This is a genomic window from Lewinellaceae bacterium, assembly GCA_020636105.1.
Classification (GTDB): Bacteria; Bacteroidota; Bacteroidia; order Chitinophagales; family Saprospiraceae; genus BCD1.
In genome coordinates this window covers 3179189-3199593 of the sequence record JACJYL010000001.1, presented here as the reverse complement: position 1 = coordinate 3199593, position 20405 = coordinate 3179189, and the positions used below count along the sequence as shown (strand labels likewise).

Genomic DNA, 20405 nt, shown 5'->3' with positions numbered 1-20405 from the left:
AAGACCTTAACAGATATGTCAAAATTAGATTCTAAAATTCCGGAAGGTCCTATTAAAGACAAGTGGACCAATCATAAAAATAAAATCAACGTTGTAAATCCTGCCAACAAACGATCCATCGATATCATCATTGTGGGTACCGGGCTTGCCGGGGGGTCTGCCGCCGCGTCTCTTGCCGAAATGGGCTACAACGTCAAAGCTTTTGCCTACCAGGATTCTCCGCGTCGTGCACACTCTATCGCTGCCCAGGGGGGAATCAATGCCGCCAAAAACTATCAGAATGATAACGATTCTATCTACCGGCTCTTCTACGATACGGTTAAGGGGGGCGACTATCGTTCCCGTGAGGCCAATGTGCATCGACTGGCAGAGGTTTCCGGCAATATCATCGATCAGTGTGTAGCCCAGGGAGTACCCTTCGCCCGTGAATATGGAGGATTGCTCGATAATCGTTCTTTTGGAGGCGTTTTGGTGTCCCGTACTTTTTATGCCAAAGGTCAGACCGGACAACAGTTGTTGCTCGGGGCTTATTCCGCGATGAACCGCCAGATCGCAATGGGTAAGATCAAAATGTACAACCGCCATGAAATGCTGGATATCGTAGTGGTGGATGGAAAAGCAAGAGGCATTATCGCGAGAGACCTTGTGACCGGAGAGATTGAGCGGCATTCTGCCCATGCGGTGGTGATCGCTTCTGGAGGGTACGGAAATGTTTTTTACCTTTCAACCAATGCCATGGGGTCGAATGTGACGGCTTCCTGGAAAATACATAAAAAAGGCGCTTTTTTCGCCAATCCTTGTTATACGCAAATTCACCCAACCTGTATTCCGCGTTCAGGAGATCACCAGTCAAAACTGACTTTGATGTCTGAATCCCTGAGGAATGACGGAAGGATTTGGGTGCCCAAACATAAAAAAGATGTGGAAGCCATCCGCAAGGGTACCTTGAAACCCACCCAGCTTGCTGAAGAAGACAGGGATTACTACCTCGAGAGAAGGTATCCCGCCTTTGGCAACCTGGTACCTCGCGACGTTGCGTCACGTGCAGGAAAGGAAAGATGTGATGAAGGGTATGGGGTCAATGCTACAGGAGAAGCGGTTTACCTCGATTTTGCAGAAGCCATTGAGCGCTTCGGTAAGGAAAAGGCGCTGGTGATGGGATTGCACAATCCTTCCAAAGAAAAAATAACCGAACTGGGAGAACAGGTGATCGAAGAAAAATACGGTAACCTCTTCCAGATGTACGAAAAGATCGTCGATGAAAATCCTTACAAAACGCCGATGATGATTTACCCTGCGGTGCACTACACCATGGGAGGTATTTGGGTGGATTACAACCTGATGACTACTATTCCGGGATGTTATTGTGCCGGAGAGGCCAACTTCTCCGATCACGGAGCCAACCGCCTCGGCGCTTCGGCCCTGATGCAGGGATTGGCAGATGGTTACTTCGTTTTGCCCTATACGATCGGGGATTACCTGGCGCATGAGATCAGAACAGGAGAAATACCTACAGATTTGCCGGAGTTTGACCAGGCGGAAAAGGAAGTCCGCGAGAGACTGGAAAAACTCATTAATATCAAGGGAACCAAATCTGTGGATCATTTCCATAAACGTCTCGGTAAAGTGATGTGGGATTACGCTGGAATGGCGCGTAACGCAGAAGGCCTGAAAAAGGCAATGGACGAGATCAGGCAGATTCGTGAGGATTTCTGGAAAGAGGTGAAAGTCCCGGGAGGCTTAAATGAATTGAACCCGGAACTGGAAAAAGCGGGCCGTGTGGCCGATTTCCTCGAATTGGGTGAATTCTTTGCCCTGGATGCCCTGCATCGGGAGGAATCTTGCGGAGGTCACTTCCGTGAAGAATCACAGACCGATGAAGGGGAAGCACTTCGTGACGATGAAAATTTTGCCTACGTCGCCGCCTGGGAATGGACAGGGGATCCTCGTAAGGCCGTTTTGCACAAGGAAGAACTTGAGTTTAAAGATATCGAATTGAAACAACGTAGTTATAAATAGCCCTTAGGTTGAAAAAATATAAAATTATGTCTGAAAAGAAAGATATGAATTTAACGTTAAAAATCTGGCGCCAGCAGGACGCCCGATCCAAAGGCAGTATAGTGACTTATCCGATTTCCAATATATCTCCGGATTCATCTTTTCTCGAAATGCTGGATGTGCTCAATGAGCAATTGATCCAGAAAGGGGAAGACCCGGTAGCTTTCGACCACGACTGTCGGGAGGGGATCTGCGGAATGTGTTCCCTCCATATCAATGGCGAAGCTCATGGTCCTGACAGGGGAGTTACGACCTGCCAGCTCCACATGCGTATGTTTAAGGATGGCGACACCATCTTCATCGAGCCCTGGAGAGCCAAAGCCTTTCCGGTGATCAAAGACCTCATCGTTGACCGCTCGGCTTTTGAAAGAATCCAGCAGGCTGGAGGTTTTATCTCCGTCAATACCTCCGGAAATTCCCAGGATGCCAATGCCATTCCAATTCCGAAAGTCAATGCAGATAAAGCCATGGATGCTGCAACCTGTATCGGTTGCGGAGCTTGTGTAGCTTCCTGTAAAAACAGTTCAGCCATGTTGTTCGTCGCAGCCAAGGTATCGCAGTTTGCGTTGTTGCCGCAAGGCCGCATCGAAGCAAAAGACAGGGTGCTCAATATGGTAAAAGCCATGGACGAAGAAGGTTTTGGAAGCTGTACCAATACCGGTGCCTGTGAAGTGGAATGCCCTAAAGGCATCTCTTTGGAGAATATTGCCCGGATGAACCGTGAGTATTTGTCGGCTACTTTCGGGTAGAAGGTGGACGGCTGACGCCTTTAGGGGGACGAAATGCGGTTTATTTTGTAAGATATTTTAAGTAAAAAAGCCCGGTGCTATCCTTTGGGATGGACCGGGCTTTTTTATTGGTTTTTTATAAAGAAGGAGATTTAAATTTGCAAAAATGAACACTGTTTAGTAAATTTACATTGTTAATAAAACTATATGGGTATTTCTGAACGTAGGAAAAGAGAAAAAAAAGAACTTAAGAAAAGCATTCTGGAGAAAGCAAAGGATATTTTGCTGAAAGAAGGATGGCAGCAACTGTCGATCAGGAACATTGCGACGGCTATTGAATACAGTCCTGCCACGATCTACCTCTATTTTGAAGGGAAGGACGAGATCGTTTATCAATTGATGGAGATGGGCTTTTTGCGGATGCAGGAGTATTTTGAGCCGGTGTACAAGGAGACTCATCCGGTGGAGCGGATCCGGAAGTCGGGATTGGCCTTCCTCGATTTTGCCTTATCGAATCCGGAATGGTTTGAGTTGTTGTTCAATACACCCGAGCATCTTTGTGATATCGATAAATACGTCGAGGATTCAAGCCCCGGGTTCAGGTTATTTGATGGATTGTTGCAGGCCTGTGAGGAGGCTATTGCTCAAAAATACACCCATATAACCGATGCGAAAATATTAGCCATGATATTGTGGTCCACGGTCCAGGGACTGGTGACATTGATCCGTTCGGGACACCTGGAGCATCTGATCGAGCGGGAGGAACAGGAGCTGATCGGACAGACCATGGATACTTTTATGGGGACCATTTTTCAGGTGAAGTAGTATTTTTTTTGTCATTTACTAAACACTGTATATATAATTAACATGTTTCAAAAAGCTATATTCTTCCATTTGATTTTGCTGTTATGGACCACATCGGTCATGGCCCAGGATTTTTCTTCCCTGGTTGAAAAAAGCTGGAATAATAACGAGCAACTGAAAGCACAGCATTTCCAGCTCCAACAGGCTGAGGCTGCATTAAAAGAAGCCAGATCCATGTATGGCCCTACGATCAGCCTGGGAGGGCAATATACTCTGGCGGCAGGCGGTAGAGGGATCGACTTTCCGGTTGGTGATCTGCTGAACCCTGTATATAGTACCCTGAACCAGTTAACTTCTTCTAATGCTTTCCCGGCGGTTGAAAATGCGACGATTTCTTTTTTGCCCAATAATTTCCTGGATGCAAGGTTGAGAATTCAACAACCCGTTTATTACCCGGAGCTGGCCATCAACCGACAATTTCAATCAAGTAAAATTGATTTGAAAGCTTTGGAGATAAAGGCTTACAAAAGATTGCTTTCCAAAGAGGTGATGACAGCTTACCTGCAATGGCAAATGGCACAGCAGGCCGTCGTAATTTACGAAAAGGCGGAGGCCCTGTTAAAAGAAGCCAACCGGACGACCACCAGCTTGTTTGAAAACGGGAAGGCTTTGCCTTCAGCGGTTAACAGGATACAATCCGAGCAGGCAAGCAACAAAGCCCAGTTGATCGACGCCAAAAACCAGGAAGAAAACGCCTGGCAATTACTCGCATTTTTACTCCATGAGCGGGGCATTTCCCGGGATCAGGTAACGGTAGGGTTACCCGAATTGCCTGATATGATTACCAATAATGGCTCCCGGGAGGAACTGCAACAGCTGGATGTAGGGATTGAGATGCAACACCTGGCGGTCAAAAAAGAAGAACAGTTCTATCTTCCCAGGGTCGGTGTTCAAATTGATGCAGGGTCCCAGGATTTTGATTTCCAATGGAAGCCCTACGCCTTGCTTGGGGTCAATGTGGAATGGAACATCTATGATTTTAAAAGGCATACCCACAAAAAGGACCAGGCACTGGCGGCCGTCGAAGCTCAAAAGCAGCAAAAATCTTATGTGCAAAATCAGTTGGAATTACAAAGTGCCGTGGCCAAAAACAACCTGCTTGCTGCCATTGATCAGGCCAATACCTTTCAGCCAAGGATCCAGTCGTCACAAAAGACTTATGATGAGGTCATGAAAAAATACCGAACAGGTGTCGCCAATTACCTGGAACTGATCGATGCACAAACGCAACTGACCATAGCAGACCTTTCATATATCCTTGCCCGGTACAATGCCTGGATAAAGTGGGCAGAGCTGCAATATGTAACAGCAAGTTATCCGATTAATTAACAACCTAATGTGGTGAATAAAATGAAAATGAAGAAGTTTATCATAATAGCAGTGGCCATTACCGCTGCTTTATCCTCCTGCCGCCAGGAGGCCGATCATCAGGATGAAAAAACAGGAAACGGACCAGACCTTACCCAGTACGTCAAGATGGTAAATGTGGCTGTAGAAACCAACGCCCAAACGATAGATGTGTTGGGGATCATTGTGAGTAAAACCCAGTCCACCCCGGCTTTTAAAACAGGAGGGGTGATCGAAAAAACTTTTGTGAAGGAAGGAGACCGGGTGTCTAAAGGACAACTGATTGCGACCTTGATCATGACGGAAATCAATGCAGGTGTAGCCCAGGCTGAAGAAGGCCTTGCGAAAGCCACCCGGGACCTGGAACGGGCTGAAAATTTATACGCTGACAGCGTAGCGACCCTGGAGCAGCTGCAGAATGCCCAAACCGGGGTGATGCTGGCTTCCAAAAACCTCGAAATTGCCCGGTTCAATAAAAAACACAGCGAAGTGCGGGCGCCCATAAAGGGTCGTGTGATCAAACAATTATTGCATGAGGGGGAGGTGGCCGGACCGGGGCTTCCTGTTTATGCGATACTGGGCGTATCGGATAATGATTGGAAAGTCAATGCCAATTTGATTGACAGGGACTGGGCGAAATTGAAGGTCGGGGATCCGGTCAACCTCGTACTCGATGCTTATCCCGGTCAAAAATTTAAAGGGCAAGTCAGTGAAAAATCGGTTATTGCCACCGATGCAAGCGGATCACTGGAAGTCGAATTTTCATTTATGACACCGCCGCCTTCTCTGGCAGCCGGTATGGTTTGCAGGGTCGAAACCACCCCTCACGATTTGGAAACCATGACCATCATTCCTATAGAGGCCATCGTTAAAAGTAATGGCCATACCGCAACGGTTTTTACCGTTGAAGACGGCAAGGCAAAAAAACTGGAAATCAATATACTTGAGCTGTTAGGGAGCAGGGTTGCCATATCCGGGGGGTTGGAAAATGTAAAGGAGGTTGTGACGATCGGAGCCATGTTTCTGGAAGACGGGGATACTGTTGTTGCAATGAACCAATTACCTAAAAATTGAAAAATGAATTTCACCAGATTTTTTGTAAAGAACTACCAATTCACCTTAGTGGTTTTCCTGGGGTTGGTCATTTTGGGGCTCAATTCCCTGTTGAACATGCCCCGCAGTGAAGACCCCCCATTCAATGCGCCCATTTATACCATTGTGATCATTTACCCGGGCACCTCACCCGAAGATATGGAGAAACTGGTGGCCGATCCTATAGAAGCAGAGTTGTATCAACTGGATGATATTAAGAAGATTCAGACAGGCTGCAATGACGGGTTATTGTATATGCTGGTAGAATTCAACTACGGCGTGGACCCTCAGGGCAAGTACAATGATGTGATCAGGGAGGTCAACAAAATTCAGGATCTGCCTGACGATATCCTGAGTATTACCATTAACCAGGCATCTGCCAGTGACGTGGCCATCCTCCAGACCGCCCTGATCTCGGAGACGGCTTCGATGAAAGAGCTGGAAAATCAGGCAGAAACCCTGGAAAGGCAACTAGAGACCATTGATGCCATCAAGTGGGTCAAAATACAAGGGGTGCCGGAGCGGAATATTCGTATCGAACTGGATTTAGACCGAATGGCCTTGTTAAAAATTGGCCTCAACCAGGTATTGGCACTGATACAGGCCAATAATGTGAATATTCCAGGCGGGGATATCGATCTGGGAATGCGAAAATTCAACATTCAGACGACCGCTGAATTTGGAAGCATTGATGACATTTCCAACACCATCGTCAACACAACAATAACGGGGAAGATCACCCGTCTTTCGGATATCGCCAATGTTTACGAAACGGAAGCGGAAAACAGTCACATCGCCCGCTACAACGGTCACCGGGCCATTTGGATCGTTACGGCCATGAAGGACAATCGGAATATCGTCCACACCAGGCAGCAGATGGAGCCCATTCTTAGGCAGTTCGGAGAAAATTTGCCTGAGAATATCGAAATGGTGCAGGCCTTTGATCAGGAAGTCATGGTGAGCAAACGCCTGGAAAACCTGGGGCGTGATTTTTTGATTGCCGTATTGCTGGTGTTGCTGACCCTTTTGCCGTTGGGTACCCGGGCCTCTTTGGTGGTCATGATCTCTATTCCCTTATCGTTGAGCATTGGTATATTTCTGTTGGATTTGCTAGGGTATAGCCTCAACCAGTTGAGCATTGTGGGTATGGTTGTTTCACTGGGGTTGCTGGTGGACGACAGTATTGTGGTTGTGGAAAACATAGAGCGTTATATGCGGAAGGGCATTCCCGTAAAAGAGGCGGCTATAACAGCAACCAACCATATTGTCCTCGCTATTATCGGTTGCACGGCCACCCTGATCCTCGCTTTTTTACCTTTGGCCAATATGCCGGAAAGTTCCGGTGATTTTATCCGGGCCATGCCTATGGCAGTCATGGTTACCGTCACGGCTTCCCTGGTCGTTTCCGTTACCATCATTCCCTTTTTGGCCAGCAGGATACTAAAACCCCACAAAGGAGGGGAGGGAGAAGGAAACGCGGTTTTCCGGGCCTTCAAGAAGTATGTGAACGATCCCTACCAGCGATTGCTTAGTTGGAGCATAAAACATTCTTTTATCGCTTTACTCTCGGCAGCCCTTATTTTTGGAGCCTCTTTATTGTTGATTCCGCAACTGGGGTTCAGTCTTTTCCCAGCTTCTGAAAAACCTATGTTTATCATTGATGTGGAAACCGAAGCAGGCAGCAATATCCAGCATACGAATAAACTGGTGTACCAGGTGGAGAAACATCTGGCCTCAAAGGAGCAGATACGCGGATTTGCAGCCAATACAGGAAAGGGTAATCCCAGGGTTTTTTACAATGAATTTCAGCCACAATCCGCCGACAACCAGGGACAAATAATGGTTTTTATGGATGAAAATGCCGAGGTGCCGGAGATTGACGCCCTGGCCGACGAACTTCGGAAGGAATTGACCGGGCTTGCCGGGGCAAAGATCAAGGTGCGGCGATTTCAGCAGGGCGAACCCGTCATCGCTCCCGTGGAAATGAGGATATTGGGAGAAGACATGGATTCGTTAAAAAGTATAAGTGCTGCAGTAGAGGAGATCATGAAATCTACAGAAGGTACCTTTTACGTCAACAATCAGCTTAAAAATGACAAAACGGAGATTAAGATCGATATTGACAGGGATAAAGCAGGATTGTACGGCCTGACGACCCGCGAAGTGGCCATGACAGTCCGGATGGCCATCACTGGCCTGGATATTGGCAAAATACGAAGGGGGAATGGCGATGAGGATGCTTTACAGGTATCCATCAGGGACAACACTGCCAATGCCCTGGAAAACTTCAACAGGGTACAGATCACCACCCTGGGCGGTACCCTGGTTCCGCTCCGATCCGTTGCCGGCATCACTTTGGAGGAATCTCCCTCCCTGATACGTCATTACAATAAAGAAAGGTATAGCCTGGTTACCTGCTTTACGAAAGAAGGGTACAACACAGAAGCGCTGACGACAAAAGTATTGGACCGGATAGAAAATGAAATATCCATGCCCCCGGGTTACCGGATTGTGGCTGCCGGGGAACGGGAAGCAAGGGAAAGGTCATTCGGCGGTATTGGCACCATCATTATTTTAGCGGTGTTCGGGTTGCTGGCCATACTCATTTTGGAGTTTCGGACCCTGAAATCTACCTTGATCGTTTTGAGTGTCATTCCGTTGGGTATGGTAGGGGCCATGATAGCCTTGTGGATTGCCGGGGAGACGCTCTCTTTTGTCGCTACAGTAGGCATCATAGCACTGGCAGGTATCGAGATCAAAAACTCCATCCTCATGGTCGATTATACCAATTCCCTCAGGGAAAAAGGTATGCCCCTGTACGAGGCGGTCATGGATGGTGCAGAGACTCGTTTTTTACCAATTTTACTGACAGCCCTTACAGCGATTGGAGGGATGACCCCCCTCGTTCTGGACAGTAGCCCTTTGATCAGCCCACTGGCCATTGTACTTATCGGCGGATTGATCAGTTCGCTGATCCTGAGCAGGGTGGTGACGCCGGTTTTGTATTATCTCATTCCTCCCAGGGTGGATTGATGCATGCGGGGTTAAAATTTTAAAGCCGCTTAAAATAAATGCGGTCAAAAATTTGTTTTAGCCATTGAATCCCATAGGCTATTTCAACCATTGTCAGCATATTGAATACCCGAAAGTCCGGGTTTTGAAAGAGGTTTTGAAAAAAATAAATATTTTTCATGGAAATTAAGTGCGAAAACATTACCTTTGCGCTTCATTTGAAAATGAAATAAATTCGTTATGAAAAAAGATATTCATCCAGAAGATTACCGCATGGTGGTGTTTAAGGATTTTTCGGTTGATGAATCGTTTTTGACACGTTCATGTGCTCCTACAAGGGAAACCATTGTATGGGAAGACGGTAAAGAATATCCGTTGGTGAAATTGGAAATTTCAAGTTTCTCTCACCCGTTTTTTACCGGTAAGATGAAATTCGTAGATACTGCGGGTCGTATTGATAAATTCAATAAGAAATTCGGTAATAACCCGTTTGCGAAGAAAAAGTAATCGTATTCTTACGTACTTTTATAAAAAACAGATAAAAGCTCCTTTCAGTATTGATTGGGGCTTTTTGCAATTATGCTGTAAGTAGCAATTTATTAGGGCAAAAGTGACGCACCTCTATTTAAATTCGTCAATAAATAATATCCCCTAATGTAAAAAATGTAAAATTTTCGTAAATTACCTGTGTAGTTAATCTCTTATTATGGCAAATATTATTCTCTTCGACAGTGAAGTACGGGAAAATCTCCTTCCGCTAACCTATACCAGGCCGGTGGGTGAAATTAGGGTGGGTATATTACCTATTCGTGAAAAATGGGAAAGATGGATGAATGCCAAAGTTTCTTATATCACGCAGGATTATCTTGCCGAGAAATATTCCATTGATTACGGAGATGAAAATTTTATCATCAACGGCTCTGCCATGCCTTCCAGCCAGTTATGCAAACTGATCAAACAAATGGATTTTGGGGAGGCTTTTTTGCTGGGAGATGAACTCATCGCTGCTAAAATGGATGAACGTCAGTTTGAAAGACTGATTCACGACCAGGACATTGGAGAACTAAAAGGAATTGACCTGGAGGACACTGAATTTTTAAAGATCAACCATCATTGGGATATCTTCCAGCTGAATGATCAGGCTCTTCGCGCAGATTTTAAACTACTCACAAAGGGCCGGACTTCGGAGCCCATTAGCGATACCAACCAGGTTTTAGGGATAGAAAATGTATTCGTGGAAAAGGGCGCCATCATTGAATGCTCCGTTATCAATGCCACCACCGGCCCTGTTTACATAGGTAAAAATGCCGAAATTATGGAAGGGTGTCACATTCGGGGCGCTTTTTCGATGGGCGAAGGCTCCGTGTTGAAAATGGGGGCTAAAATTTATGGAGCCACTACCTTGGGCCCTTATTGTAAAGTCGGAGGAGAGGTGAACAATTCCATCCTTTTGGGGTATTCCAATAAGGGACATGAAGGCTACCTTGGCAATTCTGTCATCGGAGAATGGTGTAACCTCGGGGCAGGCACCAACGTTTCCAATTTGAAAAATAATTACGAAGAGGTACGGTTGTGGAGTTATCCAAAACAAAGTTTTGAAAAAACAGGCACCCAGTTTTGCGGGCTCATTATGGGGGATCATTCCAAATCTGCCATCAATACTGCCTTTAATACGGGAACCGTCGTGGGCATCTCAGCCAATATTTTTGGACCGGGGTTCCCAAGAAATTTCATCCCTTCGTTCTCATGGGGAGGGTATCACGGTTTTTCGACCCACGAGACGGACAAGGCATTCAGCACCATGGAAAAAGTTTTGGAACGCAGGAGCATCGAATTCACCGTTTCCGAACGACTCATCATGCTTCGCCTTTTTGAAGATACCGCTGAATTCAGAAGATGGGAAAAAGGGTGATAAAGGTAAAATGATAAATTGAAAATTAAAAAGGGCAGTCGATCCTGCGTTTACAATGCGCGGATCAATTTTTTTTTCATAAATTCTGCGCTATCTTTGGTACAAAGAAATTTAATAAAGATAAATTGATCTATTTGTCGCTGCTTTGCCCCGCCCTGAAAAAAGGAGTCTTCCGCAAAAAAACTCAATTTATTTTCAAGCGTTTACAGAAGGTCGTGCTCCTTTTTTCATCCCTATTAAAGCCTGAACGCCCCCATCAATCATCTGATCCCAAAAGCATACCCTCTATTACCATCCTTTGCAGAACCGATAAAATTGAATGTCATGAGATTCCCTTTAATCTTTGTTATTGTCTTTTTATTATTGACCGCCTGTGGAGGCAAAAAGGATCCCTCCGTTGACCAATCTGAAAATGCTGAAGCCGGGGCATCCTCGGAACCTTTAGTGGTGACCGACAGTCTGAAAGCCATCTATAAAGAAATTTATTCAAAAAGAAAGGACTGGCTGCCTGCAAAATCTATCTTCGAATTGGGGAAAATCAACCCGGGCGATGAAGCCCTGACCGATACTGCTTTTTTTGTCTTTAGGGAAAAACTGCTGCAGGCGATTGATAATAAGGATGCCTTTTACCTGCTTGATAAAACGGCCGCTGACATCAAGTGCAGCTTTGGGGCCGAAGACGGAGTGGCTGGTTTTGTACAGCTGTGGCAGCTCGATTCTCAGGAAGGCATTGCTTCTTCTAAACTATGGACTACCTTAAAATCTGTTTTGACGCAGGGGGGGATTTTTCGCAATAACGGCAGTGTTTTTGTCGCTCCCTATTATTATGCTCTTTTCCCCGACGAATACGACGCCTTTACCCATGGCGTGATTTTGGGACGTGGGGTTAGAATGCGTGAATCGCCGAGTTTACAGTCGGCGGTAGTGAAAAGTCTCTCTTTTGATGTGGTCGAAATAATGGAAACCACCCATGATTTTGAGACCATTGGTGGTGAGGAGTACCCTTGGGTTCAGGTCAAACTTCCCGATGGTAAAGAGGGGTACATTTGGGGGAAGTTTCTAGGTAGCCCAATTGGTTTCCGGGCAGGCTTTACCCGGCAGCAAAACGGAAGCTGGCTTATGGACTTTTTTGTTTCCGGTGATTGAGTAGCGTGTGGCGATTGGGTTATCTTCTCAGCGGTTTCCTTCACTGTTGGCCAACACCTGATCACGCCTCTAAAACAGATCAATGATGATGATCATGTCCGTGTCCGTGTCCGTGAGCATGCGGGGCTTCCTCTGTTAATGTTCCGTTTAGAAAATCTTCCACCGCTTTGTCCGGATCCTTTTCAGGAGTGACCACGCCCTGGGTACCGTTCATCTGCAAACGGTTGAACAAACCAAAACCCATTCCTCCTGAGATCAGCACATCAGCTGCAAATGCAGGATGTACGAAAGCGGGGTCAGTATGGTTGTGCCCCAGTTCATGAAGGCTTTGTTCTATGGGCAGTTCGACGAGTTCTTTTCCTGTGACGGAATCATTTTCAATATTGAAAATCCAAAATTTCCGACATTTTCCGGCATGACCAGTAACTTCCTTCCGGTTTTGACTGCAAACAGCTATTTTCATGTCTTATTATTTTGTTTGTTATTTTTACAATGGGTTCTTAAATGAATGTCCCGGTTCGAAACTAAATTTACGAACCTTTCAGGAGTAAAGTTGCCAATGTTGGCAAAAACAACGTGTGATTAACATCACTGTTTGTGGTTGATATATCCGCCAATTTTGCAAAACATTTAATAATTAAAAAATAAATTCACTTATGAAGAAAATCGTTTTGTTTTTTCCGCTGGTTATATTGTTGGTTTTTACCAGTGCATGCAATTCCCAAGATTCCAATGCATCTTCTGTAGATCAGGTCAATACCGTTATGGTGAAAGGTGAAGGTCTAAATGTATTTAAAGATGTAGATGCCCGATTATTCAAGCAGCTCATCAGCAAGGGCGATGTGGTCCTTATTGATGTAAGAACTCCGGGAGAATATGCCCAGGGACATCTAAAGAATTCGAAATTGATCAATTTTATGGATAAAAATTTTGAAACTCAGATTGCCCAATTGGATAAAGGAGCCACCACGCTCGTTTACTGTCATTCCGGGAGGAGAAGTGCCGGGGCCATGAAAAAAATGAAGTCTGCCGGATTTACCGAAGTTTACAATCTGGTTGGGGGTATTGGTGCCTGGGCGGCTGCTGGTGGAGAAATGGTGAAATAGGTATTCGATTTGTTAATTCGAAAAAAAAGCCTGTCCGAATTTTGTCGGACAGGCTTTTTTTTTGTGGGTTTAAATATCGTAATTGGGCGATAATTCATCGTCCTTCTCTGCGTAAAATTCCCGAATGATTCTGACCACTTCTTCCGGATCATCCGTAATGGGCATAAGATCAAGGTCTATCTCGTTGATGTTGTTTTCCTGTTCGAGCATCATTTCCCTGATCCAGCTTTTAAGGCCTGTCCAATACTGGCTTCCGACGAGGATGACAGGTACTTTTGATATTTTTCCGGTCTGCACGAGCGTCAGTACTTCAAACAATTCATCCATGGTGCCAAAACCTCCGGGCAGGGCAATAAAAGCCTGTGCATATTTTACGAACATCACTTTCCGGATAAAGAAATAGCGAAAGTCCAGATTTTTATCGGAATCAATGTATTGGTTGTGGCCCTGTTCAAAAGGAAGGTTAATATTGAGCCCTACGGATTTTCCGCCATAGATATGAGCTCCCTTGTTCCCTGCCTCCATAATACCGGGCCCGCCACCTGTGATGACTCCATAACCTTCCTCAGTCAGGAGCCGGGCAATATCTACGGCCAGTTTGTAATTAGGATTATCAGCTTTGGTTCTTGCGGATCCAAAAATGGAAACACATGGTCCAAGTTGGTTCAGGGTTTCAAAGCCTTCGACAAATTCAGAAACCATTTTGAACATGGTCCAGGCATTTTCGCCTTTAATTTGCTTTCCCCACTGTTTCATAGGGAGTTTTTTCCCTTTCGTTAAATTATCATCTACCATAATTCTTTATTTTTTGGCCATCCGGGTAATCATCAAAAGCGCGACGAATGGCCAATTTACATTTATTTTTAGCCGAAAAAAGCCTGTCAGCTTTGATGACAGGCTTTTCCGGAGACAAAGAACTGCTATTTTAAGCATTTCTGACCACTTTATCAAGTGTAGGAATGAAATAACAAGGATAAAGTGGAAAAGTTCAAAAACATAATGGGCTCGTTCCTCGCAATGGTCAGGACCAGGATTTGTAGGATTTTGGGATTGGCAGGATTGGCTTGTGCGCAGCCCGGCGGGCTAGTGGCTCGCAAATTTCAAGAAACAAAAGACCATTTACAAGATTTTATTGAAAAAATCAAAGCTCGTTACAAACACCTGTTGTAAACGTATAAAAGTCCAGGGCTCCTGTCCGGCCGGCTCGTGCTTTGCCATTTTCAAGAGTAAAAAACAACCTTACAAACATTTCTTTCGACAAAATCAATCGATTGGATTTTCCTGGTTAAACTTTTTAAACCATCCCCGGTTCCTTTTGTTATAGAAAATGAACACCAATAAAAATTGACATGAATAAAATTCTTTCAGTAAAACCTCTTGGTTTTCCATGGCAGACACAGGATCCTTTTTTGTTTTGTGTACATCACCGTGATGAGTTTCCTGCCGGGAACGAGCACATGGGGGTTGATGCGGACCATCTTGCCGGGCGAAATGTCGGTAATGATTTTACGATCAAAGACGGATGGCGCATGTATCACGGCAAAAAAGTACCTGGGTTTCCTTACCATCCACACCGTGGTTTTGAAACCATTACTATTGCGCGGGAAGGCTTTATTGACCATACGGACTCACTGGGGGCAGCGGGAAGATTCGGAACCGGAGATACCCAATGGATGACTGCCGGTGCCGGTGTTCAGCATTCAGAAATGTTTCCCCTCGTCCACAGGAATAAAGGCAATACGACCGAGCTTTTCCAGATCTGGCTGAATCTTCCCAGGGCAAAAAAAATGGTGAACCCTCATTTTAAAATGTTGTGGCGGGAGCATATTCCTGTTCTGAAAGAAAAAGATGACAATGGCAAGGTTACAGAGGTACAGATCGTTGCAGGGGAAGTGAAAGGCATCAAAGCGCTTGATCCTACCCCCGACTCCTGGGCCGCTGATCCTGAAAATGCCGTTTGGGTGCTGACCATCCGCATGGATGCCGGAGCCCAATGGACGCTTCCGGCTTCTGTGGCCAATGCCAACCGGACGCTCTTTTACTATAAAGGACAAAGTCTGGCTGTTGAGGATCAAAACCTTACGCCACAATACCTTGTCAACCTCAAGGCTGACGAGGAGATTGATCTCCAAAACGGATCGGAAGAGTCTTTTTTCCTTTTACTCCAGGGGGTTCCGATCGACGAGCCCGTAGTTCAATATGGGCCTTTTGTGATGAATTCCGAAGAAGAGATCAGGCAGGCTTTCGATGATTACCGGCGAACGGAATTCGGCGGCTGGCCATGGCCAAAGCAAGAACAGGTACACGATCGGGACCAGGGCCGTTTTGCATTGCATGCAGATGGAAGAAGGGAAGAACAATGAAAGGCCCTTTCGGCAGAGCCTTTTACCGGCTTGTGCCTTGCAATGGTCAGGATCATGATTTGTTGGATCGTAGGATGGATGGAATTGGGTTTTGTAGGAAAGAATTCAATACACGGGAAACTTCCCTGGAATGGACCGAAGGAAGATCCTCGCGCACGTAGTGCGGGGACCACATGGAACCACATGGAACCATCTGAAACCATCACTTCAAATGATCGTCAATCGCTTTCAACAACGTTCCGTCATCCCCGTTATACTGCCAGAACATGATGCCGCCCAACTGGTGTTTTTTGACGAATGCTGCTTTTTGACGAATGGATTCAGGATTTTCATAAGTGACGAATTGGCTGTCTTTTTCACACCATAAGTAAGGTATTTGTGCCGTGCTGTCCCAAAGTTGTACAAAATCATTATTGGTGAGCAGGCTGTCTTTAATGAAACGAAAATTGTGTCCGCCGGCAGCTCCTGTGGCTGGCTGATAAAGCCCGTTGTTTTTCCGGTTCACGCCTTTCCACCATTTGCCGTAAAAGGGAACCCCCAGGATGATTTTTGAGGCCGGTATGCCTGCCAGGATATGCTGTTGAACGGCTATGTCAGCGCTGATTACCCGCTCATTGTCATCGTATTCTGACACATAAAGGTTGGCGTTGTGCCCGGTCTTTTTTTCAAAACTTCCATGGAAATCATAAGTCATGATATTGATGAAATCGAGATACTGATGAGCAGTTTTCATATCCGTATGGTCAAGGTAGTTTTGATTGGCGCCGGTGGCAATAGTGAGGAGGTAAGGCGCTCCTTCCGGGGAAAGGGAATCCAGCTTGGTTCTCAATAATTTTAGCACTGCTGTGAAATTTTCCTTGTCTTCCGGCCGGTACACATTTCCGGCACCACGCTGTCCGGGATATTCCCAGTCGAGGTCAATGCCGTCGAGTTGGTGTCGGAGCATAAAATCTACGGCGCTTTGGGCAAAAACCTGGCGCGAGGCTTCGGTAAGTACCGCATCGGAAAAATTACCCGACCAGCCCCACCCACCGACGGAGATCAGTATTTTCAGATCGGGGTTGATCTCTTTGAGTACTTGGAGTTTATTAAGATCTTCTGCATCGCCTTCATCGCCTTCTACTACCTTGCCGTTTTTGATGTTGGCAAATGCATAGTTGACATGAGTCACCTGGTTGGCTTTCTCAAAATACTCGCCCCAGTTATTTTCCCATCCGGTGACATAGGCTACGACTATGTAATGGCTTTCCTGGGCTGTTCCTTTTGTAGGGAGCGTTTGTTTTGGGAAACATGCCGTAAAAAGCAGTGCGATCCCCAAGAACCATAATGTCTTTTTCATAAAACGAGATTTTAATACCGATTTTACATGTACTTGAAAACCTTTACGTCCTTATCGCGTCGATACTTCGCTCAAGGAAATGACGTGCTGTTCCACATCCTTTTGGCTAATGGTATCGCCTCCGAGGATGATGAGTCGTTCCACCACGTTGCGCAATTCGCGAATATTTCCTGTCCAGTTGACCGTTTGAAGGGCACGAATGGCCTGGGCGTCAAATTTTTTCAACGGACAATCATACTGTTTACAAACCTGATCGCTAAAATGTTCCACCAGTTCGGGAATATCATCTCTTCGGTCATTCAGGGAAGGGACGTGAATGATAATAACGGCAAGGCGATGGTAAAGATCCTCCCGGAATCGCCTAAGGTCGATCTCCTCCCGCAGATTTTTATTTGTGGCGGCTACGATTCTCACGTTGACCGGAATTTCTTTTTCTCCGCCGACACGGGTAATGACATTTTCCTGCAGTGCCCTCAAAACCTTGGCCTGGGCAGAAAGACTCATATCCCCGATTTCATCGAGGAAAAGCGTGCCGCCGTTGGCCTGTTCGAATTTTCCAATTCGTTGTTTTATAGCAGAGGTAAAAGCACCTTTTTCATGGCCGAAGAGTTCACTTTCGATCAATTCGGAGGGAATGGCGGCACAATTGACTTCAACGATGGGTTTGTCCTTGCGGGAGCTGTGTTCATGTAGCCATCTGGCGACGAGTTCTTTACCGGTTCCGTTGGGGCCGGTGACGAGCACGCGGGCATCGGTGGGAGCCACTTGTTCGATGGTTCTTTTGATCTGGCTGATGCCCGAAGATTTTCCGATGATGGGCTGCACCTTGGATTTGGCTACTTTTTGTTTCAGCGATTTGGTTTCCGTGATCAGGTTCGATTTGTCCAGCGCGTTACGTATGGTGATGAGCAGGCGGTTCAAATCCGGTGGTTTGGAAATGAAATCAAAAGCCCCCCGTTTGACGGCATCGACGGCCGTGTCAATGTTGGCATGCCCGGAGATCATGATCACCGGGGTGTCGGGTGTTTGGTTCTGCAACCGATCCAGAACCTCCATGCCGTCCATTTTGGGCATTTTGATATCCAGCAAAATGATGTCGTAATCGCTTTTGGTGAGTTTGAAGAGGCATTCCTTCCCGTCGGCAGCTTCATCGACATCGTATTTTTCAAATTCCAGAATATCTCTCAGCGTCCGGCGAATACTTCCTTCGTCGTCCACAATCAGTACTTTGGCCATGTTATAGTGTTTTATTCTTTACCCGTATATTTTTGCGGTGCGGCTGTCCAGAAACAGCGGCACCTCTTTTTAATACATTACGGATAATTTTAATAAATGTTTCAAACGACCCTCAGAAAGTTGTGATAGATGCCCATGCAAAATAACAGGCAGTCCCATCCTCCCATCCTCCCATCCTCGCATCCTCTCACTCAGACGCTTCATAATAAATCCTGTAGATCACGTCTGCGTAATCATCAGAGACCAGCATGGAGCCGTCGGGCAGCAATTCAAGGTCAACGGGTCTTCCCCATGTTTTGTCATTTTCTTCATTCAACCATCCTTCGGCGAAGGGTTCGTAACTCACCACCTCGTTGCCGTCCAGTGTTAACATCATCACCCTGTAGCCAATTTTTTTGCTGCGGTTCCATGATCCGTGTTCCGCGATAAAAATCTGGTTACGATAAGCTTCTGGGAACTGAGTGCCGGTATAAAATTCGATGCCCAGGGGCGCCACATGAGGGCCGAGCTTTTTCGCAGGGGGCGTAAAGTCCGAACAAGGGTGTTTATCCCCGAATTCAGGATCGGCCAGATCGCCCTGATGGCAGTAAGGGAAACCAAAATGCATGGAATCCCGGGGAGCGTGGTTGAGTTCACAGGCGGGAATGTCGTCGCCGAGCATATCCCTGCCATTATCGGTAAACCACAACTCACCGGTCACGGGATGCCAGGTAAAGCCGACGGTATTGCGAATGCCTTTTTGCACGATCTCCAGCCCGGTACCGTCCGGATTGATCCGGGTGATGCTCGCATAGATGGGATTTTCCTCATCGCAAATATTACATGGTGCTCCCACAGGTACATAAAGCTTGCCGTCAGGGCCGAAATCGATGAATTTCCAGCCATGATGATCTTCCGTAGGGTATTTGTCGTAAACGATCACCGGCTCCGGGGGGTCCTGGAGATGAGCCTCGATGTCCGGATATTTCAGTATCCTGTTGACCTCGGCCACGTAAAGGTCGCCATCCCTGAAGGCCACCCCGTTGGGTTTATTCATATCTTCGCCGAGCAGCCAGACTTTATCTGCTTTAAGGCCTCCTTCTTTAGTGGTAATGGCATACAGGTTGCCTTTACTCCGTGTGCCCACAAAAAGGGTACCATTGGGACTCAGATCCATGGACCGGGCATTTTCCACCTCTGCGGCATATACCTCAATGTGGAACCCCGGCGGCAGTTTTATGGAATCGAGGCTGATTTCGGCACTATTTAAAAATTTTGGCAGTGGCGGGTTTAATTTCCCGCATCCTGAACTAAGGGTGAAAAGGATGAGTACAAAAAAGAGGATGTTTTTCATAAATAATTGCTTCGTATTCGTATAGAATTTAATGAATGCAATAACAAGATCATTGCCAAAGGGCTATTTTCGAATGGTTTCACGGGGTAAAAAACAACCCACTGAAATTAAGCAGGTGATCAAAGATCAATTGAATAATTGCCCTCGCTCGCCCCAACCCTAAAGAGGAGTCTGCCCCAAAATGGTTCAACTTATTTTTGTCCCTTCACTCACCTGAAACCATTTGAAACCGTTTAGTCCTAAACGTACTATTCTTTTCTAAACCTTACTTTGGTATGTCTTTGGATCCAGCAATTTACGAAAAAATCATTTTTTTCCGTCAAAGTTTTTTCCCCATAACAAAGTTTAAAAGCTGCTTCGTCGGGCAGGTACTGGGCATAAAATTCAATAAGTTTTTCGGCCATCCCGCTTTTATCGCCTATTTGCAGGGCTTTTTCCCATTCATCCATGGCCACCCACAATGCTTCCCCTTTTAGGTATTTTTCAGGAGGCTCTGGATTCAGGCACAATTTTCTTCCTGATACATAGGATTTTCCGATAAGAATATGAGGCTCTGGCCAGTCAGAAGCAAACCCGATGCTCAGTTCGCAGAGATTTCTTGCTTGTTCAAATTGCCCCAGTTCATATTCATGTAAGGCAAAACTATAACAGCTATCTGCCTTGACCATGGGATTAAGGGTGGTGTCGGCAAGAAAATGATCGTAACCGGCCCAGCGCAAAGAATCCTGCAAAACGTAAGGGAAGTAACCTTTAGTGATTTTTTGGGCATTTGACGTATAGGAACAGCACAATAGGATCATGGAAAAACCAATAAAATTTTTCATGTGTAGTTTTTTTTAATGATGAATGTGTAAACTTGTTCCATTTAC

The 20405-nt window shown here is 46.0% G+C and carries 17 protein-coding genes; 11 read left to right on the top strand and 6 right to left on the bottom strand.

Annotated features, from left to right (window positions below; genetic code table 11):
• The first annotated feature begins 15 nt into the window (after nt 1-15).
• From H6571_12110 to H6571_12070, 9 genes are all read left to right on the top strand, one after another.
• Nucleotides 16-2019 (top strand): fumarate reductase/succinate dehydrogenase flavoprotein subunit, encoded by a 2004-nt coding sequence (locus tag H6571_12110; protein MCB9324472.1) that lies wholly within the window; start codon nt 16-18, stop codon nt 2017-2019.
• Nucleotides 2020-2063: 44 nt separating this feature from the next.
• The gene (locus tag H6571_12105) at nt 2064-2807 is read left to right on the top strand and encodes a succinate dehydrogenase/fumarate reductase iron-sulfur subunit (protein ID MCB9324471.1); all 744 of its coding nucleotides are present in this window, start codon (nt 2064-2066) and stop codon (nt 2805-2807) included.
• A 186-nt stretch (nt 2808-2993) separates the two neighbouring features.
• A complete protein-coding gene (locus H6571_12100) occupies nt 2994-3611 on the top strand; it encodes a TetR/AcrR family transcriptional regulator (GenBank protein ID MCB9324470.1) in 618 nt (205 codons plus the stop codon).
• 42 nt (nt 3612-3653) lie between these two features.
• Nucleotides 3654-4979, top strand: coding sequence for a TolC family protein (locus H6571_12095; protein MCB9324469.1), 1326 nt, complete (start codon nt 3654-3656; stop codon nt 4977-4979).
• Nucleotides 4980-5006: 27 nt separating this feature from the next.
• Nucleotides 5007-6071, top strand: a complete 1065-nt coding sequence (locus H6571_12090; GenBank protein ID MCB9324468.1) for an efflux RND transporter periplasmic adaptor subunit — start codon at nt 5007-5009, stop codon at nt 6069-6071.
• Nucleotides 6072-6074: 3 nt separating this feature from the next.
• On the top strand, nt 6075-9122 hold the full coding sequence (locus H6571_12085; protein MCB9324467.1) for an efflux RND transporter permease subunit: 3048 nt from the start codon (nt 6075-6077) through the stop codon (nt 9120-9122).
• A 219-nt stretch (nt 9123-9341) separates the two neighbouring features.
• Nucleotides 9342-9608, top strand: a complete 267-nt coding sequence (locus H6571_12080; GenBank protein ID MCB9324466.1) for a type B 50S ribosomal protein L31 — start codon at nt 9342-9344, stop codon at nt 9606-9608.
• 199 nt (nt 9609-9807) lie between these two features.
• Entirely contained in the window at nt 9808-11013 is a 1206-nt protein-coding gene (locus tag H6571_12075) for a GlmU family protein (GenBank protein ID MCB9324465.1), read from the top strand.
• Nucleotides 11014-11337: 324 nt separating this feature from the next.
• Nucleotides 11338-12159, top strand: coding sequence for an SH3 domain-containing protein (locus H6571_12070; GenBank protein ID MCB9324464.1), 822 nt, complete (start codon nt 11338-11340; stop codon nt 12157-12159).
• A gap of 79 nt (nt 12160-12238) precedes the next feature.
• On the opposite strand, the gene H6571_12065 is transcribed toward H6571_12070, so the two are convergent.
• On the bottom strand, nt 12239-12622 hold the full coding sequence (locus H6571_12065) for a nitrogen fixation protein (protein MCB9324463.1): 384 nt from the start codon (nt 12620-12622) through the stop codon (nt 12239-12241).
• A gap of 301 nt (nt 12623-12923) precedes the next feature.
• On the opposite strand from H6571_12065, the gene H6571_12060 reads away from it, so the two are divergent.
• Nucleotides 12924-13265: a rhodanese-like domain-containing protein gene (locus H6571_12060; GenBank protein ID MCB9324462.1), complete on the top strand. Its 342-nt coding sequence runs from the start codon at nt 12924-12926 to the stop codon at nt 13263-13265.
• A gap of 69 nt (nt 13266-13334) precedes the next feature.
• On the opposite strand, the gene H6571_12055 is transcribed toward H6571_12060, so the two are convergent.
• The gene (locus H6571_12055; protein MCB9324461.1) at nt 13335-14060 is read right to left on the bottom strand and encodes a TIGR00730 family Rossman fold protein; all 726 of its coding nucleotides are present in this window, start codon (nt 14058-14060) and stop codon (nt 13335-13337) included.
• A 554-nt stretch (nt 14061-14614) separates the two neighbouring features.
• Between H6571_12055 and H6571_12050 the strand changes: the two genes are divergently transcribed.
• Nucleotides 14615-15628, top strand: a complete 1014-nt coding sequence (locus H6571_12050) for a pirin family protein (GenBank protein ID MCB9324460.1) — start codon at nt 14615-14617, stop codon at nt 15626-15628.
• 202 nt (nt 15629-15830) lie between these two features.
• Here H6571_12050 and H6571_12045 read toward each other — a convergent pair whose 3' ends face one another.
• The 4 genes from H6571_12045 to H6571_12030 all read right to left on the bottom strand — a co-directional run bounded on the left by H6571_12045 (nt 15831) and on the right by H6571_12030 (nt 20360).
• A complete protein-coding gene (locus H6571_12045; GenBank protein ID MCB9324459.1) occupies nt 15831-16967 on the bottom strand; it encodes a glycoside hydrolase family 18 protein in 1137 nt (378 codons plus the stop codon).
• Nucleotides 16968-17018: 51 nt separating this feature from the next.
• Nucleotides 17019-18203: a sigma-54-dependent Fis family transcriptional regulator gene (locus H6571_12040; GenBank protein MCB9324458.1), complete on the bottom strand. Its 1185-nt coding sequence runs from the start codon at nt 18201-18203 to the stop codon at nt 17019-17021.
• Between the two features lie 187 nt (nt 18204-18390).
• On the bottom strand, nt 18391-19536 hold the full coding sequence (locus tag H6571_12035) for a sorbosone dehydrogenase family protein (GenBank protein MCB9324457.1): 1146 nt from the start codon (nt 19534-19536) through the stop codon (nt 18391-18393).
• Between the two features lie 248 nt (nt 19537-19784).
• Nucleotides 19785-20360, bottom strand: a complete 576-nt coding sequence (locus H6571_12030; protein MCB9324456.1) for a hypothetical protein — start codon at nt 20358-20360, stop codon at nt 19785-19787.
• Nucleotides 20361-20405: the final 45 nt, after the last annotated feature.